This window comes from Streptomyces sp. NPDC004561 (genome assembly GCF_053602155.1).
In genome coordinates this window covers 1-20,676 of sequence record NZ_JBSGDB010000064.1, presented here as the reverse complement: position 1 = coordinate 20,676, position 20,676 = coordinate 1, and the positions used below count along the sequence as shown (strand labels likewise).

Annotated in this window: 15 protein-coding genes and 5 pseudogenes; 10 read left to right on the top strand and 10 right to left on the bottom strand. The window is 68.7% G+C overall.

The window, feature by feature from the left end; genetic code table 11:
- Positions 1-495: 495 nt before the first annotated feature.
- Both ACWEN3_RS11830 and ACWEN3_RS11825 read right to left on the bottom strand, forming a co-directional pair.
- On the bottom strand, positions 496-858 hold the full coding sequence (locus ACWEN3_RS11830; protein ID WP_361363213.1) for a DUF2267 domain-containing protein: 363 nt from the start codon (positions 856-858) through the stop codon (positions 496-498).
- A 107-nt stretch (positions 859-965) separates the two neighbouring features.
- Positions 966-1,178 (bottom strand): hypothetical protein, encoded by a 213-nt coding sequence (locus ACWEN3_RS11825; protein WP_452968849.1) that lies wholly within the window; start codon positions 1,176-1,178, stop codon positions 966-968.
- A gap of 137 nt (positions 1,179-1,315) precedes the next feature.
- Between ACWEN3_RS11825 and ACWEN3_RS11820 the strand changes: the two genes are divergently transcribed.
- The 3 genes from ACWEN3_RS11820 to ACWEN3_RS11810 all read left to right on the top strand — a co-directional run bounded on the left by ACWEN3_RS11820 (position 1,316) and on the right by ACWEN3_RS11810 (position 2,960).
- The gene (locus ACWEN3_RS11820) at positions 1,316-1,636 is read left to right on the top strand and encodes a DUF2795 domain-containing protein (protein WP_452968847.1); all 321 of its coding nucleotides are present in this window, start codon (positions 1,316-1,318) and stop codon (positions 1,634-1,636) included.
- Between the two features lie 162 nt (positions 1,637-1,798).
- Complete coding sequence (locus ACWEN3_RS11815) at positions 1,799-2,284, top strand: Hsp20/alpha crystallin family protein (RefSeq protein WP_452968845.1); 486 nt, start codon at positions 1,799-1,801, stop codon at positions 2,282-2,284.
- 109 nt (positions 2,285-2,393) lie between these two features.
- Positions 2,394-2,960 (top strand): hypothetical protein, encoded by a 567-nt coding sequence (locus ACWEN3_RS11810; RefSeq protein ID WP_452968843.1) that lies wholly within the window; start codon positions 2,394-2,396, stop codon positions 2,958-2,960.
- 62 nt (positions 2,961-3,022) lie between these two features.
- Here ACWEN3_RS11810 and ACWEN3_RS11805 read toward each other — a convergent pair whose 3' ends face one another.
- The 3 genes from ACWEN3_RS11805 to ACWEN3_RS11795 form a co-directional block, all read right to left on the bottom strand.
- Positions 3,023-3,721: an HAD family hydrolase gene (locus ACWEN3_RS11805; protein WP_452968841.1), complete on the bottom strand. Its 699-nt coding sequence runs from the start codon at positions 3,719-3,721 to the stop codon at positions 3,023-3,025.
- 57 nt (positions 3,722-3,778) lie between these two features.
- Positions 3,779-5,791, bottom strand: coding sequence for an erythromycin esterase family protein (locus ACWEN3_RS11800; protein WP_452968839.1), 2,013 nt, complete (start codon positions 5,789-5,791; stop codon positions 3,779-3,781).
- 419 nt (positions 5,792-6,210) lie between these two features.
- Positions 6,211-8,754 (bottom strand): FUSC family protein, encoded by a 2,544-nt coding sequence (locus ACWEN3_RS11795; RefSeq protein WP_452968838.1) that lies wholly within the window; start codon positions 8,752-8,754, stop codon positions 6,211-6,213.
- A gap of 277 nt (positions 8,755-9,031) precedes the next feature.
- Here ACWEN3_RS11795 and ACWEN3_RS11790 point away from each other — a divergent pair, with 277 nt between their 5' ends.
- Positions 9,032-9,664 (top strand): MBL fold metallo-hydrolase, encoded by a 633-nt coding sequence (locus tag ACWEN3_RS11790; RefSeq protein WP_452968836.1) that lies wholly within the window; start codon positions 9,032-9,034, stop codon positions 9,662-9,664.
- A 276-nt stretch (positions 9,665-9,940) separates the two neighbouring features.
- On the opposite strand, the pseudogene ACWEN3_RS11785 reads toward ACWEN3_RS11790, so the two are convergent.
- A pseudogene (locus ACWEN3_RS11785) lies at positions 9,941-10,121 on the bottom strand (IS5/IS1182 family transposase); the annotation flags it as partial.
- A gap of 72 nt (positions 10,122-10,193) precedes the next feature.
- Between ACWEN3_RS11785 and ACWEN3_RS11780 the strand changes: the two are divergent.
- From ACWEN3_RS11780 to ACWEN3_RS11755, 6 genes and pseudogenes are all read left to right on the top strand, one after another.
- Positions 10,194-10,355 carry a hypothetical protein gene (locus ACWEN3_RS11780; RefSeq protein WP_452968861.1) on the top strand — a complete coding sequence of 54 codons (162 nt, stop codon included), beginning with the start codon at positions 10,194-10,196 and terminating at the stop codon, positions 10,353-10,355.
- Between the two features lie 865 nt (positions 10,356-11,220).
- Positions 11,221-11,403: pseudogene (locus tag ACWEN3_RS11775) on the top strand (MFS transporter); the annotation flags it as partial.
- A gap of 146 nt (positions 11,404-11,549) precedes the next feature.
- The gene (locus ACWEN3_RS11770; RefSeq protein WP_452968834.1) at positions 11,550-12,092 is read left to right on the top strand and encodes a hypothetical protein; all 543 of its coding nucleotides are present in this window, start codon (positions 11,550-11,552) and stop codon (positions 12,090-12,092) included.
- Between the two features lie 29 nt (positions 12,093-12,121).
- Positions 12,122-12,484: a hypothetical protein gene (locus ACWEN3_RS11765; protein WP_452968831.1), complete on the top strand. Its 363-nt coding sequence runs from the start codon at positions 12,122-12,124 to the stop codon at positions 12,482-12,484.
- 922 nt (positions 12,485-13,406) lie between these two features.
- Positions 13,407-14,210: a VOC family protein gene (locus ACWEN3_RS11760; protein ID WP_452968830.1), complete on the top strand. Its 804-nt coding sequence runs from the start codon at positions 13,407-13,409 to the stop codon at positions 14,208-14,210.
- 221 nt (positions 14,211-14,431) lie between these two features.
- The gene (locus ACWEN3_RS11755) at positions 14,432-14,794 is read left to right on the top strand and encodes a DUF5335 family protein (RefSeq protein ID WP_452968827.1); all 363 of its coding nucleotides are present in this window, start codon (positions 14,432-14,434) and stop codon (positions 14,792-14,794) included.
- A 721-nt stretch (positions 14,795-15,515) separates the two neighbouring features.
- Here ACWEN3_RS11755 and ACWEN3_RS11750 read toward each other — a convergent pair.
- The 4 genes and pseudogenes from ACWEN3_RS11750 to ACWEN3_RS11735 all read right to left on the bottom strand — a co-directional run.
- Positions 15,516-16,035, bottom strand: a pseudogene (locus ACWEN3_RS11750) (substrate-binding domain-containing protein); the annotation flags it as partial.
- Positions 16,036-16,447: 412 nt separating this feature from the next.
- Positions 16,448-17,919, bottom strand: a pseudogene (locus ACWEN3_RS11745) (IS3 family transposase).
- A 101-nt stretch (positions 17,920-18,020) separates the two neighbouring features.
- A complete protein-coding gene (locus ACWEN3_RS11740; protein ID WP_452968825.1) occupies positions 18,021-19,838 on the bottom strand; it encodes a hydroxysqualene dehydroxylase in 1,818 nt (605 codons plus the stop codon).
- An 85-nt stretch (positions 19,839-19,923) separates the two neighbouring features.
- Positions 19,924-20,316 (bottom strand): annotated as a pseudogene (locus tag ACWEN3_RS11735) (metallophosphoesterase); the annotation flags it as partial.
- Positions 20,317-20,676 lie beyond the last annotated feature (360 nt).

Sequence of the window (20,676 nt, the reverse complement as noted above, 5' to 3'; positions counted from 1 at the left end):
CGGCCGAGCACAGGCATGGCGCGATCCGCAAGACGCCGGACCAGTGCGGGGCGTTCCCGCGTCTGACGCCGGAGCAGCTCCAGGACCACGGCGGGCCCGAGGAACGCCCAAGGTGGCGCTGCACGGATCCGGCAGGTTCCCGGACGAACTCGGGCTGCTGGGCAAGGCGGCGTTCGATACCGCCGTGGGTGCGCGAGGCGGGGTTGCGGGTGTGGGGATCGTTGAGCGGCTGGTGCCGGACGAACTCCCCGGTCGGCGAGGCACTGGCCGGGATTCGATGGAATTCGCGTCATAACACCTGACAGGCATGGCCAAGCCGGCCACGGACCAAGGCCAGCCACGTCGGCAGGACCCTCGAATGCGGCACCGGACAGCGCACATGCCGCGCAACCGCTTCTTCCAGCCTTCCACCGGCCAGTGGGATGTCAAACAAGCGCTTGCGAGCGATTCTCAGGGCATGCGCGCAGCCGTATTCGGGCGCAGAGATGTCCGACGCTAGATGTTCTGGAACTCGTTCGGCAGTTGCGACATCACATCCTGGAACTCCGTGTCGGGGACGGCCTCTCCCAGAGTCATGAAAACCGCCGCAACGCCCCTGCGCGCCACAGCCTCATCGGCGCCCGCACGCTCACTCACTCGCCGGACGAACTCGGCAACGCCGAATTTCTGGGCGACATCCTCCGGTGGGACCAGGGGCGGGGCGATCTCGGCGGGCAGGACGCCGGCCAAGTGCCTGGCCTCGCCGCCGGTGATCCGCTCGGCCAGTGTCAGCATCGTGGCCCGGGTCAGCTCCCTAGCCTGCTCCTCGGGGACGTGGGCCCGCCGGCTGACGAGCCGGACGAACTCGTCGCTGTCCATGGCGCCTCCAATCCTGCAACCCATCACAGGTACCGCGGCATGCACTGCCCCAAACGGCGATCGAAATGCCGACGCGGACCTCGCGGGGCCGGTGCCGAAAGTGCCGGTCACTGCCCGCCCTCTTCACCTTCCTCGGTAAAGGGGCGCACCGCGTCCAGCAGGACCCTCAACGCACCGGTGAGCTCCCCAACCTCGGCGACGCACTGGGCGTACGGGTCCTGCGGGTACTGCCGCTCGGCCCGCTCGGCGGCGTTCGCCAGGATCTGCTCGGCGGCCTGAGCCGCGGCGCGCAGGGCGGCACGTTCCATATTGCCGGGCATGTGATCTCCCCTGGATTCGGGTGTCGGGCACAGGATTCCCCGGAATGCTTCGACATCGCCAGCAGCTGGTTTCGCCGGGAATGCCACAGGTAGGGCACGAGTACGAAGTGCCCCGGGACAAAACCTGAGGAGGGGATATGTCTTCCACAAGCGTACGGGACGTGCTGGACGCGCTACAGGACGTCGACTTCCCTGCGGGCAAAGAGGAACTGGTCCTGGCCGCCGAGAATGCCGGAGCGCCCGAGGAAGTGGTCAAGGCGCTTCGCGCCATTCCCCCGGACGAGTACGGTAACCGGGATGAGGTGGCCAGGTCGGTGCGCGTCGACCCGGCATCCGACCTGGACCTGAGCGCGGCGCAGCGCGCGGAGCAGGCCCGGCGCGGCGGCCGCCCCGGCCAATCGCAGCACCTGCGTGACGTCCCCAAGCCTTCGGTCCAGGACGAACTCGACCAGTCCTGATCCGCCCCGCACGGCATGCAGACACCGGAACGCCTCATGGACAGCGAATCGAGCACATTCGCCGCCGCCTGACTTCCCGGCCGGAGGCGTGTGAGCAACCTCCCGCCGGGTACACCGATACATCCAAAATGCCGGAGATGTAACTCGTGGAGGTGAGTTCTGATGACGCTACCCGCACGCCGACAGCGAGTCGGCGCCCTGGCGGAGCCCGGGGTCACCGCGTGGACACGCAACCCTCTCGCCGAGTTTGACGATCTGTTCAACCGGATGGGACGGCTGCTGGAGTCGACCGTGGGGGCCGGTGCCACGCCGGCAGAGATGCCCTGGATCCCGCAGGCCGACATCTCCGAGACGGACGACGCGTATGTGATCGAACTCGACCTGCCCGGCGTCAGAAACGAGGACATCGACGTAGAGATCACCGACCGGGAACTGGCGATCTCCGGGGAGATCAAGAAGCGCGAGCGCAAAGGCGTCATGCGGCACCGGACCCGGCGCACCGGACGCTTCGAGTTCCGGGTGGTGCTGCCCGGTGACGTGCGGGCCGAGAACGTGAACGCCGCGCTGTCCGACGGCGTGCTCTCGGTGACCGTGCCCAAGGCCCAGCCGGCGAAGGCCCGGCATGTGGAGATCAAGAAGGGGGACTGACCTCCGGTCCCCCAGGCCGGGCGGGGGCGGCGAGCGTTCGCCCGCTGCCCCCGCGGCACCCAGGCTAGCCCTCCGGCCGCCTTTGTCCATCGCCCTGTGAGGAGTTCTGATGGCAGTCACCGTTGAAGCGGTCATCCCGCTGCTGCGCGACGTCCGCGATGCCGAGGAGGCGGTCGCCGGCCAGTTGCGGGCGGATCTGGCCGCCGAACCCGCGAGGGACCACCGGCAGACCCTGGAGGACCACATCCAGGAGGTCGATGACCACATCCACGAACTCAATCGCCGCCTGGAGCAGCTGACCGCCCGAGGACCGTTGTCCGAGGCCTTCATCACCCTCGGCGGTCAGGCCGTGAGCACCGGCCGCGTGCTGTGGCGGCTGACGTCGGGGCTGCCGGCAGCCGTGCGGACCGGGCACGATGGTCACACTCCGCAACGCCTCCTGAAGGACATCGAGGAGGAGTTCGCCGTCGCGGCCAAGGCGGCGGCGGCCGCCCGCGCGGCAGAGCGTTTCGCCGATGAGATCGGCGACAGCCTCGACGCCGACATGCTCCGGGGCATCCGCACCGACGACGAGCGGTTCCTCAACAACCTGGACCACAGCCTGGAAGAGGCGGCAGACGTGGTGGTGCGCGTGAAGACCAGCGAGGCCGGCGGTGGAACCGCACCGGCCTCCTGAGCAGTGCCGCCATCCTCATCCGTCCTCGGGTGCCGGACCGCCCGGGGGCGGGTACGTCGCGCTCAGGCGCCGTGCGCTTCCCGGACGCCGAGTTCGTCGATGTGCCCCAGCAGGTCGAGGGGGTCGGCGTACACCCGGAACGCCTGGGCCCGCTCGAGTTCGTCCTGCCCGTATCCTCCGGACAGCAGCCCCACTCCGAGTGCCTCCGCCCGTCGCGCAGCCAGCAGATCCCACACACTGTCTCCGACGACGACACAGTCGCGGGCGGGGATTCCGAGCCGCGCCGCGCCCGCCAGGAACAGATCGGGGTCGGGTTTGGCACGGCTGACTTCCTCGCGGGTGATCGTCGGCACGTCAGGCGGCACGGCGAGTCTGGCGAACATGGGTGCGGCGTCGTCCCGGCGGGCGCTGGTGGCGATCGTCCAGGGGACGCCGCAGTCCGTCAGCGTCCGAAGAAGCTCGGCGGCTCCGGGCAGCGGCCGGATGGCGTTCGTCCAGCCTTCGAAGTGGCGGTGATGGGCGTTCTGCAGTTCATCGGCCTCCTTCGGCGTCAGCCGTACGCCGGTCTCGCGCATCATGGCCTGCACGAGCAGGCCACCGCTCATCCCGATCCTCCGGTGGATCCGCCAGATCGCCAGGCCGATGCCCATCTCGCTCAACGCCTGCTGCCAGGCGATGACGTGCTGGTAGACGCTGTCGACGAGTGTCCCGTCCAGGTCGAAGACGAACGCCGCGGGCCTGGTGGCCGTACCGTCGGACATCTTCCACATCCCTCCCGTCAGCGGCCGCTCCGGTGCCTCGTAAGGCGGCGGCAGCTGTCATACGGCGAACGGGTAGGTCTCGGGGACCTCGCCTTCCTGCCGCTCGGCCGTGCGCTCCAGGGGTTCGACTGCCCGGGTCCCATCGATGTGGATGACGCCGTCGAACTGGTCCGACATGCGCGCGCGGAAGTAGTGGCTCTGCCGCTCGGTCTCCGGCCGGTAGATGACGCCGATCGCCCGCTCAAGGCGCGCCTTGCGCAGCGTGTCGGCGGCCAGGGGCGTCCGGTTGAACGGAAGCAGGAACTCCTTCTGGCCGACCTGGTGGAACATGTCCTCGACGCTATCAACGAGTGCCGGGCGCACCGCCTTGCGCATGACCGGTCCTCCCCAGTCGTCCGCGGCTGTCACCGTGCCGGTGTAGGTGGTGAAGCCCAGCAGGCAGCAGTCATCAGGGTGCGCTTGCCGCACCAACTGGCCGACGTTGAGCTCGCCGCGGAGCGCGGCTTCCGTGCCCCTGGCATCCCCGAGGTGGGAGTTGTGCTCCCACACGACGATCCTGGCGGGGCTGCTCCGCTGGTGGCTGAGATGCTCGGCGAGCGCCTCCAAGGTCTCGACCATGTGGCGGTCACGCAGGTTCCAGAACGACACCTGCCCGCCGAACATCGTCCGGTAGTACTCGGCCGCGTTCTTGACCGTGCGCGCGTTCTGTTGGGCATAGTACTGGTCGTCCTCGGCGAGTAGTCCGTCCCGTCGTGCGTATTGCAGCGCATGGCGCTCCAGCTCGACGAGTTGGTCCACGACCTGCCGCTCGCAGGTCTCACCCGCTCCGAAGGCGGCCTCGAACCCCCAGGCCCGGGCGTCGCCGTCGGTGTTGTAGTGATCGAAGCAGGCGTAGCGCTCGCGGGCCCGCTTCGCCGCCTCGGGATCGACGCGGTCCAGGTAGCTGATGACTTCCTCGATCGAGCGGTACAGGCTGTACAGGTCGAGACCGTAGAAGCCCGCTTTCGCGCGCTCGCCGCCGGAGACGCGGTCGTTGTGTTCCCGCAGCCATCCCACAAAGTCCAGCACCGCAGTGTTCCGCCACATCCAGGTGGGGAACCGCCGAAAGCCGCGCAGTGACTCCTCGGCCGTGACGTCGTCGCTGCGGTCCCGGACGTAGCGGTTGACCCGGTAGGAGTCGGGCCAGTCGGCCTCGGCCGCGACCGCGCAGAACCCCTTCTCCTCGATCAGCCGCTGCGTCATGCGGGCGCGCGCCTGGTAGAAGTCGTGCGTGCCGTGTGTGGCCGCGCCGATCAGCACGAAGTGCGCGTTGCCCACCAGGTCGAACAGCGCCCCGTCGCCGGGCACGCCGTCCTCGACAGGGAACGCCTCGGCGCTGATGAGAGCGACCTCGCTCCCGCCCTCCGCGGCCGGCTCCGCGGGCCTGCTCGTCGCCCGGCGCAGCAGCTCCCGCACCTCCTCGTCCGTGATCTGGCGGAAGTCCCAGTAGGACGCGCCGACGGCGAAGAACGGCGACGGGGTGGTGGCGCAGACCACGTCGTCGGCCATGTCGGCCAGCTCGCGGCAGGTCGACTCGGAGGCGGCAGGCACCACGGCGACGATCCTCGCCGGCCGGTGGCGGCACAGGGCCTGGATCGCGGCACGCATGCCGGCCCCGGTAGCAAGGCCGTCGTCGACCAGGATCACCGTGCGGCCCTCCAGCTCGGGCGTGGGCCGTCCCTCCCGGTAGGTCTGCTCCTGGCGCAGCAGCTGCCGGGCCTCCCGCTCGACGGCGCTGCGCAGCGTGCCCGGCAGGATACCCAGGCCACGGACGACGTCCTCGTTGAGCACCACCAGTCCGCCGTCCGCGATGGCTCCCATCGCCACCTCCTCCTGGCCGGGCACGCCGAGCTTGCGGACCAGGAAGACATCGAGTGGGGCACCCAGGACCGCGGCAACCTCGTACGCCACCGGAACGCCGCCGCGCGGCAGGCCCAGCACGATCACATCGGGATCGCCGCTGTAGCGTTCCAGGAGCTTGGCGAGGACCCGGCCGGCATCTGCGCGATCACTGAACAGGCGGTTCGACATGGGCAAGCTCCGTGCGGTGTACGTTGCGTGATCGAGGCCGGGTTCCGATGCGCGGCTCCCGGGATCACGGCGAGGAATGCGCGGCTTTCGTCGTCATCGTTGGCGAGGTCATGCCCGCGTGCCCGGCAGGTCGCACGAACCGGCCTCAGTCGATGGGAGAGGTTCGTCCTTTTCGCTGTTTCACCGATAGCGGCTCGTGTACGACGAATCTGTGTCAATCGTACGTCCGGCGCCGCAGGCCGGTCCGGTCGCGCAGCACCCGCCGTGGCCGGATGCGGGGCGGATCTGTCACCACCCGGTCACCGGCCCCGATCGGCCTGGTGAGCGCAGGCCCCCTGCCGGCATCGGCGCGCCGCCGGGACTGTGACGCCTCGTCAGTCGAACCACCGCCGCGATGGCCCACCGCGGGTGCCGGCGTCCTACCGGCCCGCGGCAGCTGTCTCCGCCGGCCGGGTGTCCGGCTTGGCCTGCTGTTCCTTGAATCCCATGCCGAGCGGGCGGGCGAGTCCCAGGACGTCTTCGTCCACCCGCTGCAGATGACGCAGTGCCACCTGAGTGAGCCGGTTTCGCTGCTGCTCCGTCTCCGGCGCCGTCCGCCTTCCGGATCCGGGGGCGTGAGGGGCTTCGGAGTCCTTCTGCGCGGTGGCGGTTCCCGCCTCGGCGTCGAGAGGCTCCCGGCAGCCACCCTTGGTCTGCAGGCACTCGATGAGCGCGCCGAGGTTGCGGTCTACGCGTCCTGCCGCCTCGGATAGCCGCGCATCGCTCACGATCCCCCGACTGTCTGGCGCGGGCTGGGCGATGGCCGCGAGGTTGCGGGCGTGGTAGGCGGCCGTCTCCAGCAGTCCCAGGACGTAACGGGTGAGCCGCCGGCGACGGCGCAAGGGGGTGATCGGATGGCGCAGCGGCAGAGTGGCGGTCCGCAGATCGGCCAGTGCGCTGTCCAAGGCCCGTGAACGGTGGAGCAGGTCGACGGGGCGACCGCCGCCGAGCTCGGCCACACCCTGGCCGGTCACCTCACGCAGTCGTGAGAGCACTTCGCGGATCTGTTCCTCGGTGCGCTCCTGCGTGCGCACCGGCAACACCAGCAGGCCCACCACGACCGCGCAGGCGGCCCCCAGCGCGGACTCGCCCAGCCGTATCACGAGCAGGTCCGGGGTGAAGCTGCGCAACAGCGTGTAAAGCAGCCCGATCATCGCGGTGACGAAGAAGGACACCACCGCGTAGGAGATCGCGTAGAAAGTCCCGAACAGGCACAGGATGACCAGCGTAAACGCGGCCCAGGGCTGGTTGCCGACCAGGCCGGCCAAGCCGATTCCGGCCAGGACGCCGAGCAGGGTGCCCACCAGGCGCCGGGACCCTTTGACCAGGATTTCTCCGGCCGAGGAGGTGTTGACGAACACCACCCAGCAGGTGAAGACGGCCCAGTACCAGCGCTGCGGCGACAGCAGTTCGCCACCCACGATCGCCAGGGCCGAGGCGAGGGAAACCTGCACGGCGATGCGGGTGGTCGTGCGTTCCAGGCCGGCCGGTTCGCCCTCCTCCTCGGACTTCTCCTGTAGGGCGTCCTCGGCGTCGAGGACGGCGTCCTCGGTTTGCAGCTCCTCCCGGCAGCGCACGGTCTCGGGGCTGTCATCCGGACTCTCCTCGCTCTCGTCAGGCCCGGTCAGTGCCAGGCGCAGGCCGAGCAGGGCTCGGCTGACGTCGCCGATCGCCCGGAACACGTCCTGTACGGCAGGGGGCGCGTCGGGCAGCCGTTCGTCGTCGCGGTAGCCCAGGAGCCGGTCCCGCACGATCTTCAGGCCGACACCGTGGTCGCTGCCGGGAGCCCGCCCGGCGACCACTTTCAGCGCGTGCAGATCGGCGATGAGACGGTCGATGACCTCCTGGTCGGCGGTGCGCAGCGGTACCGAGACGACCGGTGGCACGCGGCCGGTGCGCTCGGTGGTGTCGCTGGCAACGGGATTGACCCCATGCAGGCCGAGCGCCCCCGTCAGCAGGACCGCGAGGTGTTCGGCGGCGACTTCCGCCTCGGCGATGCGCCGCTGGACATGGGCTGCCGTGCAGTGCTCCCGGATCGTGTCGTCCAAGTGGTCCTGGATCATCAGTGCTGCTTGATGCAGGGCAGCCGTGCGCCGCTGCAGACGGCGCACGGCCCGTTCGGCGCCGGGTGTTCCCGGCTTCTGCCGAGCCAGGTCGATGACTGCCTCAAGGTGCTGCACCAGTCGCGCGCGGAACGCCTCAAGCAGTCGTTGCAGGGTGCCCTGCGACGACGTCGGGACGAGCCCGAACCTCACCACCGCGCTGCAGACCGCACCGATCACCAGCAGCAGGCACAGCTGAGGCAGCCACTGCGGGTGAGGCCTGACGAACTGGGTGATGAAGAACATCTGGAAGGCGATGACGCCCAACGCGCTGCACCGTCTGCTGAACCGTCGCGCGTAAGCGGCCGCGAAGATCACCAGGACGCAGACCACGTCGCTCACCGATCGGTGGTGCACCAGCAGGGCTCCGAAAGCCAGGGCGGTCAGACCGGTCGGCAGTCCCAGAGCCAGCGTGATCGCCTGATCGCGCCGGTGCGGATCGGAGATGGCGAACGAGAAGACCTCCGCCGCCGTCGCACCGGTGACCAGGAGCGGAAGAGGGATGTGCAGCGCAGTCATCACGACGACGGACAGCAGCACGCTCAAGACGATGCGCAGCGCCTTCAGCAGCCGGATGAACCCGGGATCGGAGGCGATGACCCGGTCCCACGCGGACGTCCAGACATCCCCCACCTGCCCGGCCGGCCCCGCAGTGCCTGCGGGTACTCGTTGTGGCGCGGTGTCCTGGTCCGTGGCTGGGCCTCCCGAAGCGTTCCGGCCCCCGGTAACGGCTTCTGCGGCCGCCGACCGGCGTGATGGGGCATCCGGCGTGGCCCGAGCACCCTCAACCAGACGGGTACCCGCATTTTTCACCGCGATCACCGTGTCCCGCCGGTGGCTGCACCTCCCTCAAGACTGCCAGTCCTCGCCCGGTGTGACAGCCCGCGCGGCGTTGATCTTGCCGGTCGAAGTGCTCCGCGTCGGCCGTCTCCGTCCAGCGGTCCCTCCAGGGCGTGCCGGACTTGCCGCGCCGCGCCCTGCGAGGTCCACTGGCGTAGAGGGCTTCGCCGGGAAGGGGGCGTTCCATGAAACCGCAGGTACACGATCCGATCACGCGCATGGTGCGCCACGGCGGCCGGCTCCCGGCGGTGATGTCCCGATGACCGCCCACGTCGAACGCCTGCTGACGGTCGGCAGCCTGACCGGGGCGCACGGCGTCCCTGTGCATCTGGAGAACAACGTGTGGATCGTCGGCGACGACGAACAGGTCCTCGTGATCGACGCCGCCCACGAGCCCGATCTCATCGCGGAGGCGGTCGGCGACCGCCGTCTGGTCGGGATCGTGTGCACGCACGCGCACAGCGGCCACGTCGATGCGGCCGTGGAGCTGTCCGAACTGACCGGGGCGCCCATCCTGCTGCACCGCGACGACCTCAGGCTGTGGCACGACATCTACCCGGACCGCACCCCCGACGACGACCTGACCGACGGCCGGGAGATCGACGTCGCGGGAACGGAACTGACGGTACGTCACACTCCCGGGCACACGCCGGGCTCCGTCAGCCTGTACGACCGGGTGCTGCACACCGTCTTCACCGGTGACACGCTGCTGTCCGACGGTCCGGGTATGGCTGGGCGGGAGGGCTCCGATTTCCCGAGGATGATCAACTCGATCCGTGAGCGGCTGATCTCCCTGCCGGCGGACACCGTGGTCTGCCCCGGGCATGGCGATGTCACGACCGTCGGCCAGGCGGGGCAGCACGTCGATGAGTGGGTGGAACGGGACCTTTGAACCGGGGCGCCACCCGGAGTTCCCGCGTGCCGGGGGCTGGCTCGTATCCGAGCAACAGATCCTCGATTCGTTTGTTATCCACCACGTGCCGCCCATGGAGACACTGGGCATACCGAGCCAACAGCGCCCCTCCGCGGTATTTCCGGCTCGCTCGACCTCCGTCGGATCGACTCCGGCGTTCAGCCAGGTGGAGGAGATGCGTCCGACGCCTTCTGCCGCCGATTGAGGTAGCAGTCCTGGACCGCGGCGCCGACAGTGAGCGTTTTCATCCTTTAAGATCACCTGCACGTTAATCCCGTGTTTCTTGTTGCTTGCCCGAGTGGAAAGGCCGGTCGGCGGCGATTCGGTCGATCGGCAGCGGCATCCCGTCCGGCAGGAGGAACGCCTTCATCCACGCCGCCCGGACCGCCTCGGCCAGCGTCGGGGCAAGGGTGGCCAGAACCTCACGACTGCTTGCGGTGCTCCAGACCCCGCCTTTGCCCCCTGGCCCGTCAGCCTGAGGCTGGAAAGCGCTCACGGTCAGCTGGTCGTGGGCTCGCAGGGCTACCGCTTCGGCCCGGCTTCCGGCAACACCACGACCGTCGCCGTGCCGGGCGGCACCAACCTGCGCTACCCGCGGCTGACGGTGAGCGCCAACACGGGCTGGCTCGCGGGTCAGTTCAGTGAGGTGGAGGCGTATCTGACGTCGTGAGCACCGGAGTCCCACGCTTCGCCGCCCGGATCTGCTCGTCCCGATGGTCCGCAGTTCGCCGGAGCGCGGGACGACCGGCAAAGGTCTGCGGACCGACCGAGCGCAGCGCCACTGTCCGGAAAGGTGCCGAGTGCCGTGGCGCGGCTCGGGTCCCCTGCCGCAGGGGGCGCTCGTATTCCTTCGGTCGTCGGCGGTTGGTCCGTGCGTCAGGGCACGGACCGCTCGCCCACCGTGCCGACGACGTGCGGAAGCAGCGGACGCGTGTTGTGTCGTGTGTTCACGGCGTCGAGCATTTCGTCCGGGCGCTTCCGCCTGCAGGATCAAACGGCGACTTCGCCTCTTGTACTGGACGGACGAAGGGAGATATCAGCAGCGGAATGTCCACCGAGCCGCGCAGAATGCCATAAAATGGAAAATACCGTCACCCCGTGCACCGTTTGGCCAGAGATCGAGGTGACGCCATGAATGCCGTTGCGCAGGACAACTTCTCAAGGCGCCGGGGGTCTGCTATCGGGTGCCGAACCGGCTCTCCTGGCCCGTGCCAGCCGCACAGCACGCAACAGGCGCAAGGGGAAGAGCCCTACCAACGGTGCCCGTCGCCCGAGGTCCTCGGCGTCCTCGTGGTCGAACGCCCGCGCATAACGTTCCGCGTCCTCGGCGCTCGGATACCGCTTGCTGCCATGCGCCCCGCAATCGCGCTCGCAGCGCCAGCGCATGGTGGCGCCCTCGCTCTGGAAGCGGAACCGGTGTCCGACAAGACGGCAGCGCAGCACAAGGAGGGACGGTACGCCGGACACGGGGCGCGAGTCCGGTCCTTCGCCCGTACGGCGGATCGGCCGTGTCCCGAGGCGGAAGGGGCGGCGGCATGACCACCACCTCCGAACTCCGTGTCATCACCACGAAGGTCCCCGCCCGCCTCGACCGGCTGCCGTGGTCCCGGTTCCACCGGCGGATCGTCATCGGCCTCGGCACCGTCTGGATTCTCGACGGGCTCGAAGTGACCATCGTCGGCGCGGTCGCCTCACGCAGTTCGGCCGCTCCGGACGGTGAAGAACACATCGCGAGCTGGGAGGAACAATGCGGAACCGGACACTGAGCAAGATCGGCACACAGCTGTTGCGTCTGCGCCACGACTCGTCACAGAGCTCACAGGACCGGGCGGCGCCGGCCGACTACGGACTGGACCACAGGCAGGTGGCCGAATTCGTCGCCGGCACGCTGGACGCGGAGGGCGAGGCGGCACTCGCCCATCAGGTGGCGCGGCTGCTGCCCTTCCACTGGACCTGGCCCAACCGGGTCGCGGAGGAGATGTCGCAGATCATGGACCACGTCGGTGATCAGCGCGAGCTGTTGGTCTGGCTGGATCGGCACCCCGGCCTGCCTCGGCTGGTGGCCCGCCTCTACGTCTTCATGGGCCTCCTGGACAGGTACAGCGCGGTGCCCGCGGTCGTGACCGCGATGCGTGAGTACCGGGAGCGGACACCGTATCCGCCGGGCCTGGAGCCCTACTTGGTGCCCGCCACCGATGACGACACGCTCGCGAGCATTGCTTTCAAGGTCGAGAAACTGCTCGGCGAGGAGCGGACCCGGGAGGCCGTCGAACTGACCCTGGCCACTGCGGCATGGCTGCAGCAGATCGCCCCGCGCGCGGGGGAACTCAATCCTGACGTCGGCGACTTGAACGAGCTGATGGGGCAGGCTCGACAGGATATCCGGGCGGCAGCAGCCGACATCTGAACACGACTGTCGATAGGACGGTAAACGGCATGACGGTGAAACTGAACGCGACGGCGTACAACCACGCAAAGAAACTGACCGAAGAGGGCCGGATCGTCCTGGACGACCGGGACGAGTGGAGCGAGCACCAGCCTTCGGCAGCGGACGAGAACGCCTACCTCGAGGAGCACGGATTCAACGAGTACGCCAGGTGGTACCTGGGCATCGATGACGAGATGGGAGAGGAGACCAAGGGCCGGTACAAGTTCCCCTACGGCGATTTCGAGCGCGTCCACCGCTGCGGTGTGCTCTCTGCCGAGGTACGCGCCGGACAGCAGAAATACGCGGACATCGAGAACGCCGCCGCGCACCTGCACGGACTGCTGGACGGCAGGCGGGCCGGGAACCGGTGACAGCGCCGGAAAAAGTGCACCCTCACCCGGCCCCCGCAACTGTCGTTTGCCGCACACGAGACGACGTGCCGGCAGACCGAGTCGAACCTGCCGGCCGTGCTATGGGACGGTCCGCCAGACACCGCTGGTAGCAGCAGTGCACACGCGAGGATCTCCATCCGCATCCCGGACAGGCGGCCGACCCGGCCGAGGAGCGCACAGCGAGTCGGACCTCAGTGTCCCCAAGAATCACGCCTTCTACCGCCACCCCAACCCTCGGAAGAAGAAGGTCGGCGAGGCGAACCACATCCCCCACGCACAGGTGATGCCCACCTGCTCTTGATCGTCACGCACCCCCAAAACAGCGACAGAGCCCCAAAAGTGATCCAGAACCCAAATGCAGCCGTTGCCGACAGTCTCCGGCCTGCCCCGAGGCACCTTGACGGCCCGATGCATCAGTTCCACCCGCATGATGGCTCCCAGACGGCAGGAAGCAGCCAACGAATCGAGCGCATCGACCCATACCGGTGACCCGACAGGGTTCCTCAGACCCGCCATGCGGAGATGTCAGCGTCCGACGGCGTAGCGATCTTCGCGCGCCCCTCCAAGAGCGGGGAATCGTCCTCCGCGGGGCCGTCATTCCCGGCAACACCCAGCCGCCCCATGAACGCGGGCTCGCTGAGTGCCAGGACACTCTGCAGCCGCTCCCGCAGTTCCGTATACGGCACTCCTGTGCCAGGTTGCTGTGCTGCCACGGGAGAACAACGAGAGGCGCCAGGCGGGCGATGTCCGCCGGATGGGTGGGGTTGCGAAGCCGCTAGCAAGGGGCATGGCCGACCGGGACGGACGAGTCTGAGAGCAGACAATGTGCGGGGCCAGAACTCTGGCCGGACACTTGAGTGAGATCGCTCGCTGCCTGCATGGAAACCGGGGTGCGATGGCCATGGAGCATGGCACGACACGCTCTTCCACTGGAACGGACGTCGTGTACACGGGTTCCGTGTTCGGCGCACCGTGCTGGGTGAGCTTGACCAGCCGCGATCTCGACACAACGCAGCGTTTCTACAGCGCCGTACTGGGCTGGCGATGGCGCACTGCCAGACTGGGTGACCGCTTCCTGACCGCGCTGGCGGACGGGATACCCGTCGCGGGGGTCGCAGGGATGGCCACTGTCTGGCATATGCCGGTGGCCTGGACGCCGTACTTCGCCGTCGCAGACGCGGACGAGACGGTCGCCCGCGTCCGGGAGCGTGGCGGGACCGTGGCGGTGGGGCCGCTCTCCTTTGCGCCCGGCAGGGCGGCACTGCTCGCTGACCGCGACGGGGCCATCTTCGGGATATGGCAGGGCAGGCTCGTCACCAAGTGGGAGGCGTGGCGGCAGGCTGCACCGGTGTTCGTCACCCTCCACACTCGCGACGCTTTCGATGCGGCGATCTTCTACGGCGAGATCCTCGGCTGGGCCTCGGGTCGCTCTGGCTGCTGCGAGGTGGAGTACGAAGGGGAAGAGGTGGTGCTGCGCAGCCACGGTTCCGTCGTGGCGCGCATCGTATCTGGCGCGGTGGATACAGCGCCCGACCGCTCGGTCCGGCCTCACTGGCAGGTCCACTTCGTGGTGGCAGACGTGTCGGGGTGTGCCCGAGCTGCACGAGACCACGGCGGCGACGTCCTTGCGGAGTGCGAACACGAGGCGGCGCTGCGCGATCCTGACGGAGCACTCTTCATGGTGAGCTCAAGCCCGGACCACTGACGCCTCTGGCCGATCGGCCCGGAGCCGACTTGTACCGGTGTCCCCTCGAACCAAGGATCGCAAAGCAGGACGGACGTTGTCCGTCGAACGGTTCTTCGCCCTGAGGGAAGCAGACGCCGCCGCACCGGCAGAGCACTGGAACGGGCGGTGGCCGCGTGGGACAGCATCGGGGATGACTGACGACAGAAGCTATCCAAGGTGCACGGAGGAAGGAACACACAATGGCCGACACCTCGATGTCCGACCGCGCGGGATGGCGGTCCATGCTCGACGGGGTCACCGATGCACACAGCGGTGAACTGGTCACCATTGAAGTGGTGGGTCCCTCGATCGGAAGCCAGCACGAAGCGGAGCGGCTGCCGTTCTCCTACCTCACCTATGATCCGAAGGACGACGTGGTGGTCGTCGCCGTCGGGGGTCAGTCAGCGCGTTACCCGGTCGTCCTCCGCCATATGGTCCCCCACCCCAAGGAGGTCGACGTCTCTACGCCGGACGCCGCTGAGGCAGCAATCCGAGTGGTGGACCCGGAGGACACCGCAACCTTGATCACTTTCTTCCCTGCGGAGTCCAGGACTGCCTCATGAACCAGCCCTGACCGAACGGTCCGGCGACTGTGCGTAGAGGGACCGGAGCAACGGGATGTGCGCGACTTCCACCGTGTTGTCGATGAGCGCCCCGCCCGCAATGGGCTACCGACGAAATGAGGACGGTGGCACTCCAGAGCAAGACGGGCCGAGGCCGCTCAGGCCGCCGTCACCGCGCATGCCGAGGCGGTCGGGGAGAACCGCTACGAGCTGGAGCAGGCTGTGAAGCAGGCGGTCCGGCATGCCACGGAGGATCCAGCCGAGTAGCCCGGTGGCGGGAGTTACCTATCGTCGGGCCAATCGTCGAGCACGTCGCCCGTGTCCTCGTCGGTCAGGTGACGCGGGCGCCGGGCATGGTGCCGCGGTACTGGTCGACACAGCCCCCGAACGAGCCGGGCTGGCCACCCGGCATGTGGCTGGCCGCTCACCGTACGTAACCGCCCGCCGCCAACCTCAACGCCTCACCGGCCGACAGGCAGGCCATGGCGAAGAGATTGGCAGCTCGGTGACAAGTTTCCTGGAACGGCTGTTCCCGCAGTTGCTCAACCTTGGAGCCGAATCAAGCCACCGGGCCGTCAACTACGCCCGGGGTGACCTGGTGATCCTGGAAGACCAGGCGCCGGACGTCCAGGACGTCGCGCGGCCGGTCGAGGGAGACCACGCCGTTCACCCTGCCCTCGGACCAGGCGAACGCGGGCATGCCCACCCTGCCGGACACTGACACCCCGTCCAGGTCCGGGCGGTCCGCCAGGAGTGCGGCCAGGGCGGCCGCACCGCTCGGCTCGGTGAAGTCCCCCTCCCGCGGCGGGAACGGATCGAGGCTGGCCGCGAGCATGGCGTGCCCGGTACCTGCGGTACCGGGCACGCCCGGCCTCCGTGTCCAGCCGCCCGCAGATCGCGGCCACCCGGGCCCGGCCGAGCGAGAGCAGGTACTCGGTCGCCTCCCGGGCCCCGCCGGCATTGTCGACGTCCATGTACCACCGGGGTTCCGGACCGACCGGGCGTCCACCGAACACGACGGGCATCGCCGCCTCCTCGGCCATCCGGGCCAGCGGATCGCTCTCGCGCAGCGCCATCAGTATCACGCCGTCGGCGCCCTTGGACCGAAGGAGTTCCGCCACCCGTCTGCGGCCGCGGTCCGAGGCGGCCAGACACAGCATCAGGTGCAGGTCGGCCTCCTCCAGAGCGGCCGACGCCCCGACGATCACCTGGGCGAAGAACGGGTCCGCGAAGATGGTTCGTCGCGGGCCGGCTCTGTCAGCAGGCGGGCGGCCTTGCCGTGTCCACCAGCCTCTCCCAGCTCACGGGCGTGCAGGTAGCGGCTCAGAAGCGTGTCTGCGGCCGGGCGGGGCCGGCGCCCGGCCGGTGGCCGCGCGCGACAGGCGAGCGGGGCCGGAGTTGGTGGCGGGAGAAGCGGGAGACGAACCCGCGGGGTCGACGAACAACATGCGCGGCGACGGGCTGTGCGTGCTCCTGGTGTTGAAGTTCCCAACCGTCGACCAGATCCGGCGGATAGCAGCCCCGCACCTGGCCTACCGGCACACCAAGCCATTGCCCCGCGACAAAACCATCGGCGCGGGGCAACCACGTGATACACCACCCCCGGCGGCCGACACCGGAACCTGTCAAAGCGATCAAGGCAGGTAGATCGTTCTAACGCTGTGCCGGGATCAGTGGGCCGTCTGGTGCCGTCTTGTTGATCCAGGCCGCTGCGGGGACCTTGGGGGGCTCCGGTGGCTTGCGGACGAAGCGCTCGGGGTGCTTCGCGTAGACCGCCTGGAGGACGTCGGCACGCATCTCGCGGAGCTGTTCGGCGAGGCCGAAGTGCACGTCGTAGGGCGTGTGCAGGCCGATCCCGGAGTGCCGGTGCTCCTCGTTGTACCAGGTGAAGAACTGGGCGCACCACGCCCGGGCGTCCTCGAGTGATCCGAAACGCTCGGGAAAGTCGTGCCGGTATTTCAGGGTCTTGTACTGGCTCTCGCTGTACGGGTTGTCGTTCGACGTCTTCGGCCGCGAATGCGACTTGGTGACGCCGAGACAGGCCATCATCTGGGCGACGTTCTGCGCGACCATCGGGGACCCGCGGTCCGAGTGGATCGTCAACTGACCTGGCACGATGGCGTACTTGGCGATCGTCTCGGACAGGAACCGCTCGGCGAGGTCCTTGTTCTCCCGGTCGGCGATCACCCAGCCGACCGTGTAGCGGCTGAAGATGTCGATGATCGTGTAGAGGCAGTAGTAGACGCCCTTGACCGGGCCTTTCAGCTTCGTGATGTCCCAGCTCCAGACCCGGTTCGGGCCCTCGGCGACCAGCTCGGGAACGGTCCGGGGCGGATGGACGGCCTGGCGGCGGCGTTCACGGACCTCGCCGCACCGTCGCAGGAGTCGATACATCGTCGACTCCGAGCACAGGTAGACACCTCTATCGAGGAGGACCGCGTAGACCTCGGCGGGTGCCATGTCGGCGAACTCCGGGGAGTGGAGCACATCGAGGACCCGTATCTCCTCCTCCGGGGTGAGCGCGCGGGGCTGTCGGCGCCGTTCCCGTCGCGGCCTGGCCGGGGCGGGGCTCCGGCGGTGGTGGCGGTAGTAGGTGGCCCGGCTCACGCCGAGCGCGGCGCATGCCTGGACGCGTCCGACCAGAGCGGTGAGCTCTTCGAGGGCGTGGTCGCGGGCGGTAGTGAACGCCACGGCCGCAAACCGGGCCCCGGTCACTGGTCCTTCTCGCCGTTCTGGTTCGGGGCGCTGTCCGTGGCGAACTGGTCGAGCAGCGCGGAGAGTTTTCCCTGGACCTCGATGACCGTGCGGGCTTTGGCGAGGTCGGCTTCCAGGCGGGCCTTCTCCGCCTTCAGCTTCGCGATCTCCCTGTCGCGTGGGTCCGCCTTCGGCCGTCCGGCCGGCGCGGCGAGCGCGTCCAGGGCGCCCTTGTCCCGTTGCTGCCGCCACGTCGTGATCAACGACGAGTACAGCCCCTCCCGCCGCAGCAGGGCACCCTTGCCCTTCTTGTCCAACGACTCGTACTCGGCGAGGATCCTCGTCTTGTACTCCGCGGTATACCGGCGCGGACCGGTCGAACGGGCTTCCACCTGCGGATCAGGGGTCCCGTGGTCATTCGTGCTGGCCACCCGGGCACTACTCCTTCTCCGCCCTCGACTCAATGAATCATCCAGTATGCCTGACTCGACCTATTTTGACAGAGAGGGCACGGAACAGCGGCCTTTTCGGCTCAGCCCAGGTCGAAGGTGTTGGGCAGACCCAGCCTGTAGCGCGCTTCGTCGATCCGCTTCAGCGGCTCCATCTCCGGCGGCCGGTACAGCTCCCACACACGGCACCGCTCGGCGTCCGAACGGTCCGCATCGAGCAGGGCGTTGACGGCTCGCCGCGCGGACTCGTTGGCGCCTTCCATGGTTGCGAGGTCGACGTCGGTGCGGACGTAGTCGCCCGCGAGGAAGAAGTTCGGGATCGCCGTCCGCGCTGAGGGACGATGGTAGAGCGTTCCCGTGGGGTGGATGAGCAGCTGTTCGCGGTTCTGCGCGTTCGGGCCGCCCAGGCCTGTCACCGCCGGGTCCATGAACCAACCGAGGCGGTCCTCGTCCCTGAGGGTCGTCTTGCCCACGTCGTTCAGCCCGTCCTTCAGCTGAGCCCACAGCTCGGCGACGATCTCGTCCTTGGTGCACTCCTTGGCCGTCTTGCCGTACAGAAGGCCGGGCTTGTCCCACTCCGAGATGATCGTGGACAAGCAGTCGTGGGCTCGCCCGTCTCCGTAGTCGCGGGAGAAGTCCCGTACGTTCCAGAATTGCGCCTGGCCGATGGCCGTCACCGACCAAGGTGAGTCGAGGCAGTTAATGTGGCCGTGCACGACGGGCGTGGGGGTGCGCAGGTAGAACATCACGCCGGTCATCCAGTCCGTCTTCAGCGCGTCGCACCGGCCGAGCTGCGGGTCGGTGGCGCGCAGAGCCTTGCCCCAGGTGGCGCGGGCGTGTTCAACAGGCATTGCGGAGATGTAGTGGTCCGCGGTGATCGTGCGCTCGTGGCCGCCGTCGCGGGCCGCGACGCGGACGCCGGTCACCCGCCCGCCCTCGTAGCCGACCTCCAACACCTGCGTTCCAGTCACGAAGTCGACGCCGAGCGAGCGCAGATGCACCTCCCAGGGGCCGATCCAGGCCTCGCTGGTCGGAGCGTTCAGGACGCGGTCGATGTCGGCGTCGCCGTCCATCCCGCGGCCGAGCAGGCCCCACAGGATGAGGGCCTCGATGATGACGCGGCCGACCGTTCTGGTCGAGGCCACCTCGGCGCGGGTGGCGACGAGGTTGCGGGTCTGTCCGATGCCGAGGAGCGTCTGATATTCCCTGCTCATCTCTCCGGCGCGGATGAAGTCCCACCAGGCGACCTTCTCCCATTGGCCTTCTCGGCGGGCGTCGCAACTGGTGAGGTGGACAAGGAGACGGTCGGCGAAGTAGGCGGCCTCGTGAGCGGGCAGCCGGGTGCCCACGTCCAGGACGGACAGGATCTGGTCGCGGAGCCAGGACGCGGTGATGTCGCCGGGGGCCGGCGGGGTCGTGATCCGGCGCAACGGGAAGTGCAGGTCGGGGCGTCCGGAGCTGCGGGCGAACAGCTCCTCGGTTGCGTTGCGGAGGTTGCCATGGACGCCGCCTGCGTTGCCGGCGAAGGGGATGCGCCGCATCGTGTCCGGCAAGTTCCGATAGAAGCCGGGGAAGAAGCGGAAGCCGTGCTCGCCGGGTAGGGGCTTGCGGCCTCCGGCGGCCGTGCCGGGCACGTTCATCGAGCGGGCCTTGCCGCCAAGGGTGTCGTAGTACTCGTAGACGGTGACGGCGTAGCCGCGTTCGGCGAGTTCGTGGGCGGCGCTGAGCCCGGAGACGCCGCCGCCGAGGACGGCGACGCGCCGACGGGAGGGAGTGGCCGCTGCTGCCCCCGCTGCGGGCCCTAACGCGGTCGCGCCGACCACGCCGCCGGCGGTCGTGAGGAAACGTCTGCGGGAATGTCCGACGGTCGGGCGGGACTCCTGCACGTGTTCTGCTGCCATGCTTCCGGGAGGTTAGGGAGGCTCCCGGAAGCCCGGAAGCCTGTTTGCCGGCCTCACAGCATCCTCACCAACACAGGGGCATCGCCACATGAGCCCGGTCCTGACTTTCGTCGACGCCGGCCACGGTAAGGGTGAGCCGCAAGAGAGCTCAGCCGAGCAGAACGGACCAGGTGAACAGAACCCAACTGGCACCCAGCAGGGTGTCACCGACGATCGCCGCCCGGTCCTGCTGGTGCCGGCCGTGGCCGCGCACCATCGCGAGCGGCATACCGACGAGGCCGAGGACGAACAGGGCGGTGCCGGCCAGTGTCACGGGCAGCGGCCAGTGCTGGCCGCTGTGCAGGAGCACTCAGCAGGGCACGGCCCACAGCAGGACGGGGGCGATCCGGGGGATGTAGCGCCTCAGGCGGTGCAGTCGGCTCTGCCGCGGCGCTCGCGCTTCACCCCCGGCGGGCCGGGTGTTGCTGGTGGCGGTCACGCTTCCCCTCCCTGACCAGGCTGCCGTCTCGCGACCTGTATCCGGTCACCCCGGGGCCGGCCGGACCGGACCGCCGTTCACGAGCGCGGCCCCTTTGCAGCCGGGAAATGAGCTGGGGCAAAAACGGTGGCTGACCATCCGTTGGTCTTGCGTGGGTATCCCCGGCTTCAGCCGGGGAGGGAAACGCATCCTCGAACCGGAGGCGCGCAGCGCCAAAGTTCGCTGCGTTGTCAGTGGCCTGCACTACGTTGACGACAAGGACCGAGGGGGTGGGCTGGATGATCCGTGCGTACACGTTCCTGATGCGGCCCACTGGGGGTCAGGCGGGTGCGCTCGCGGAGATGCTGCGTGATCACTGCT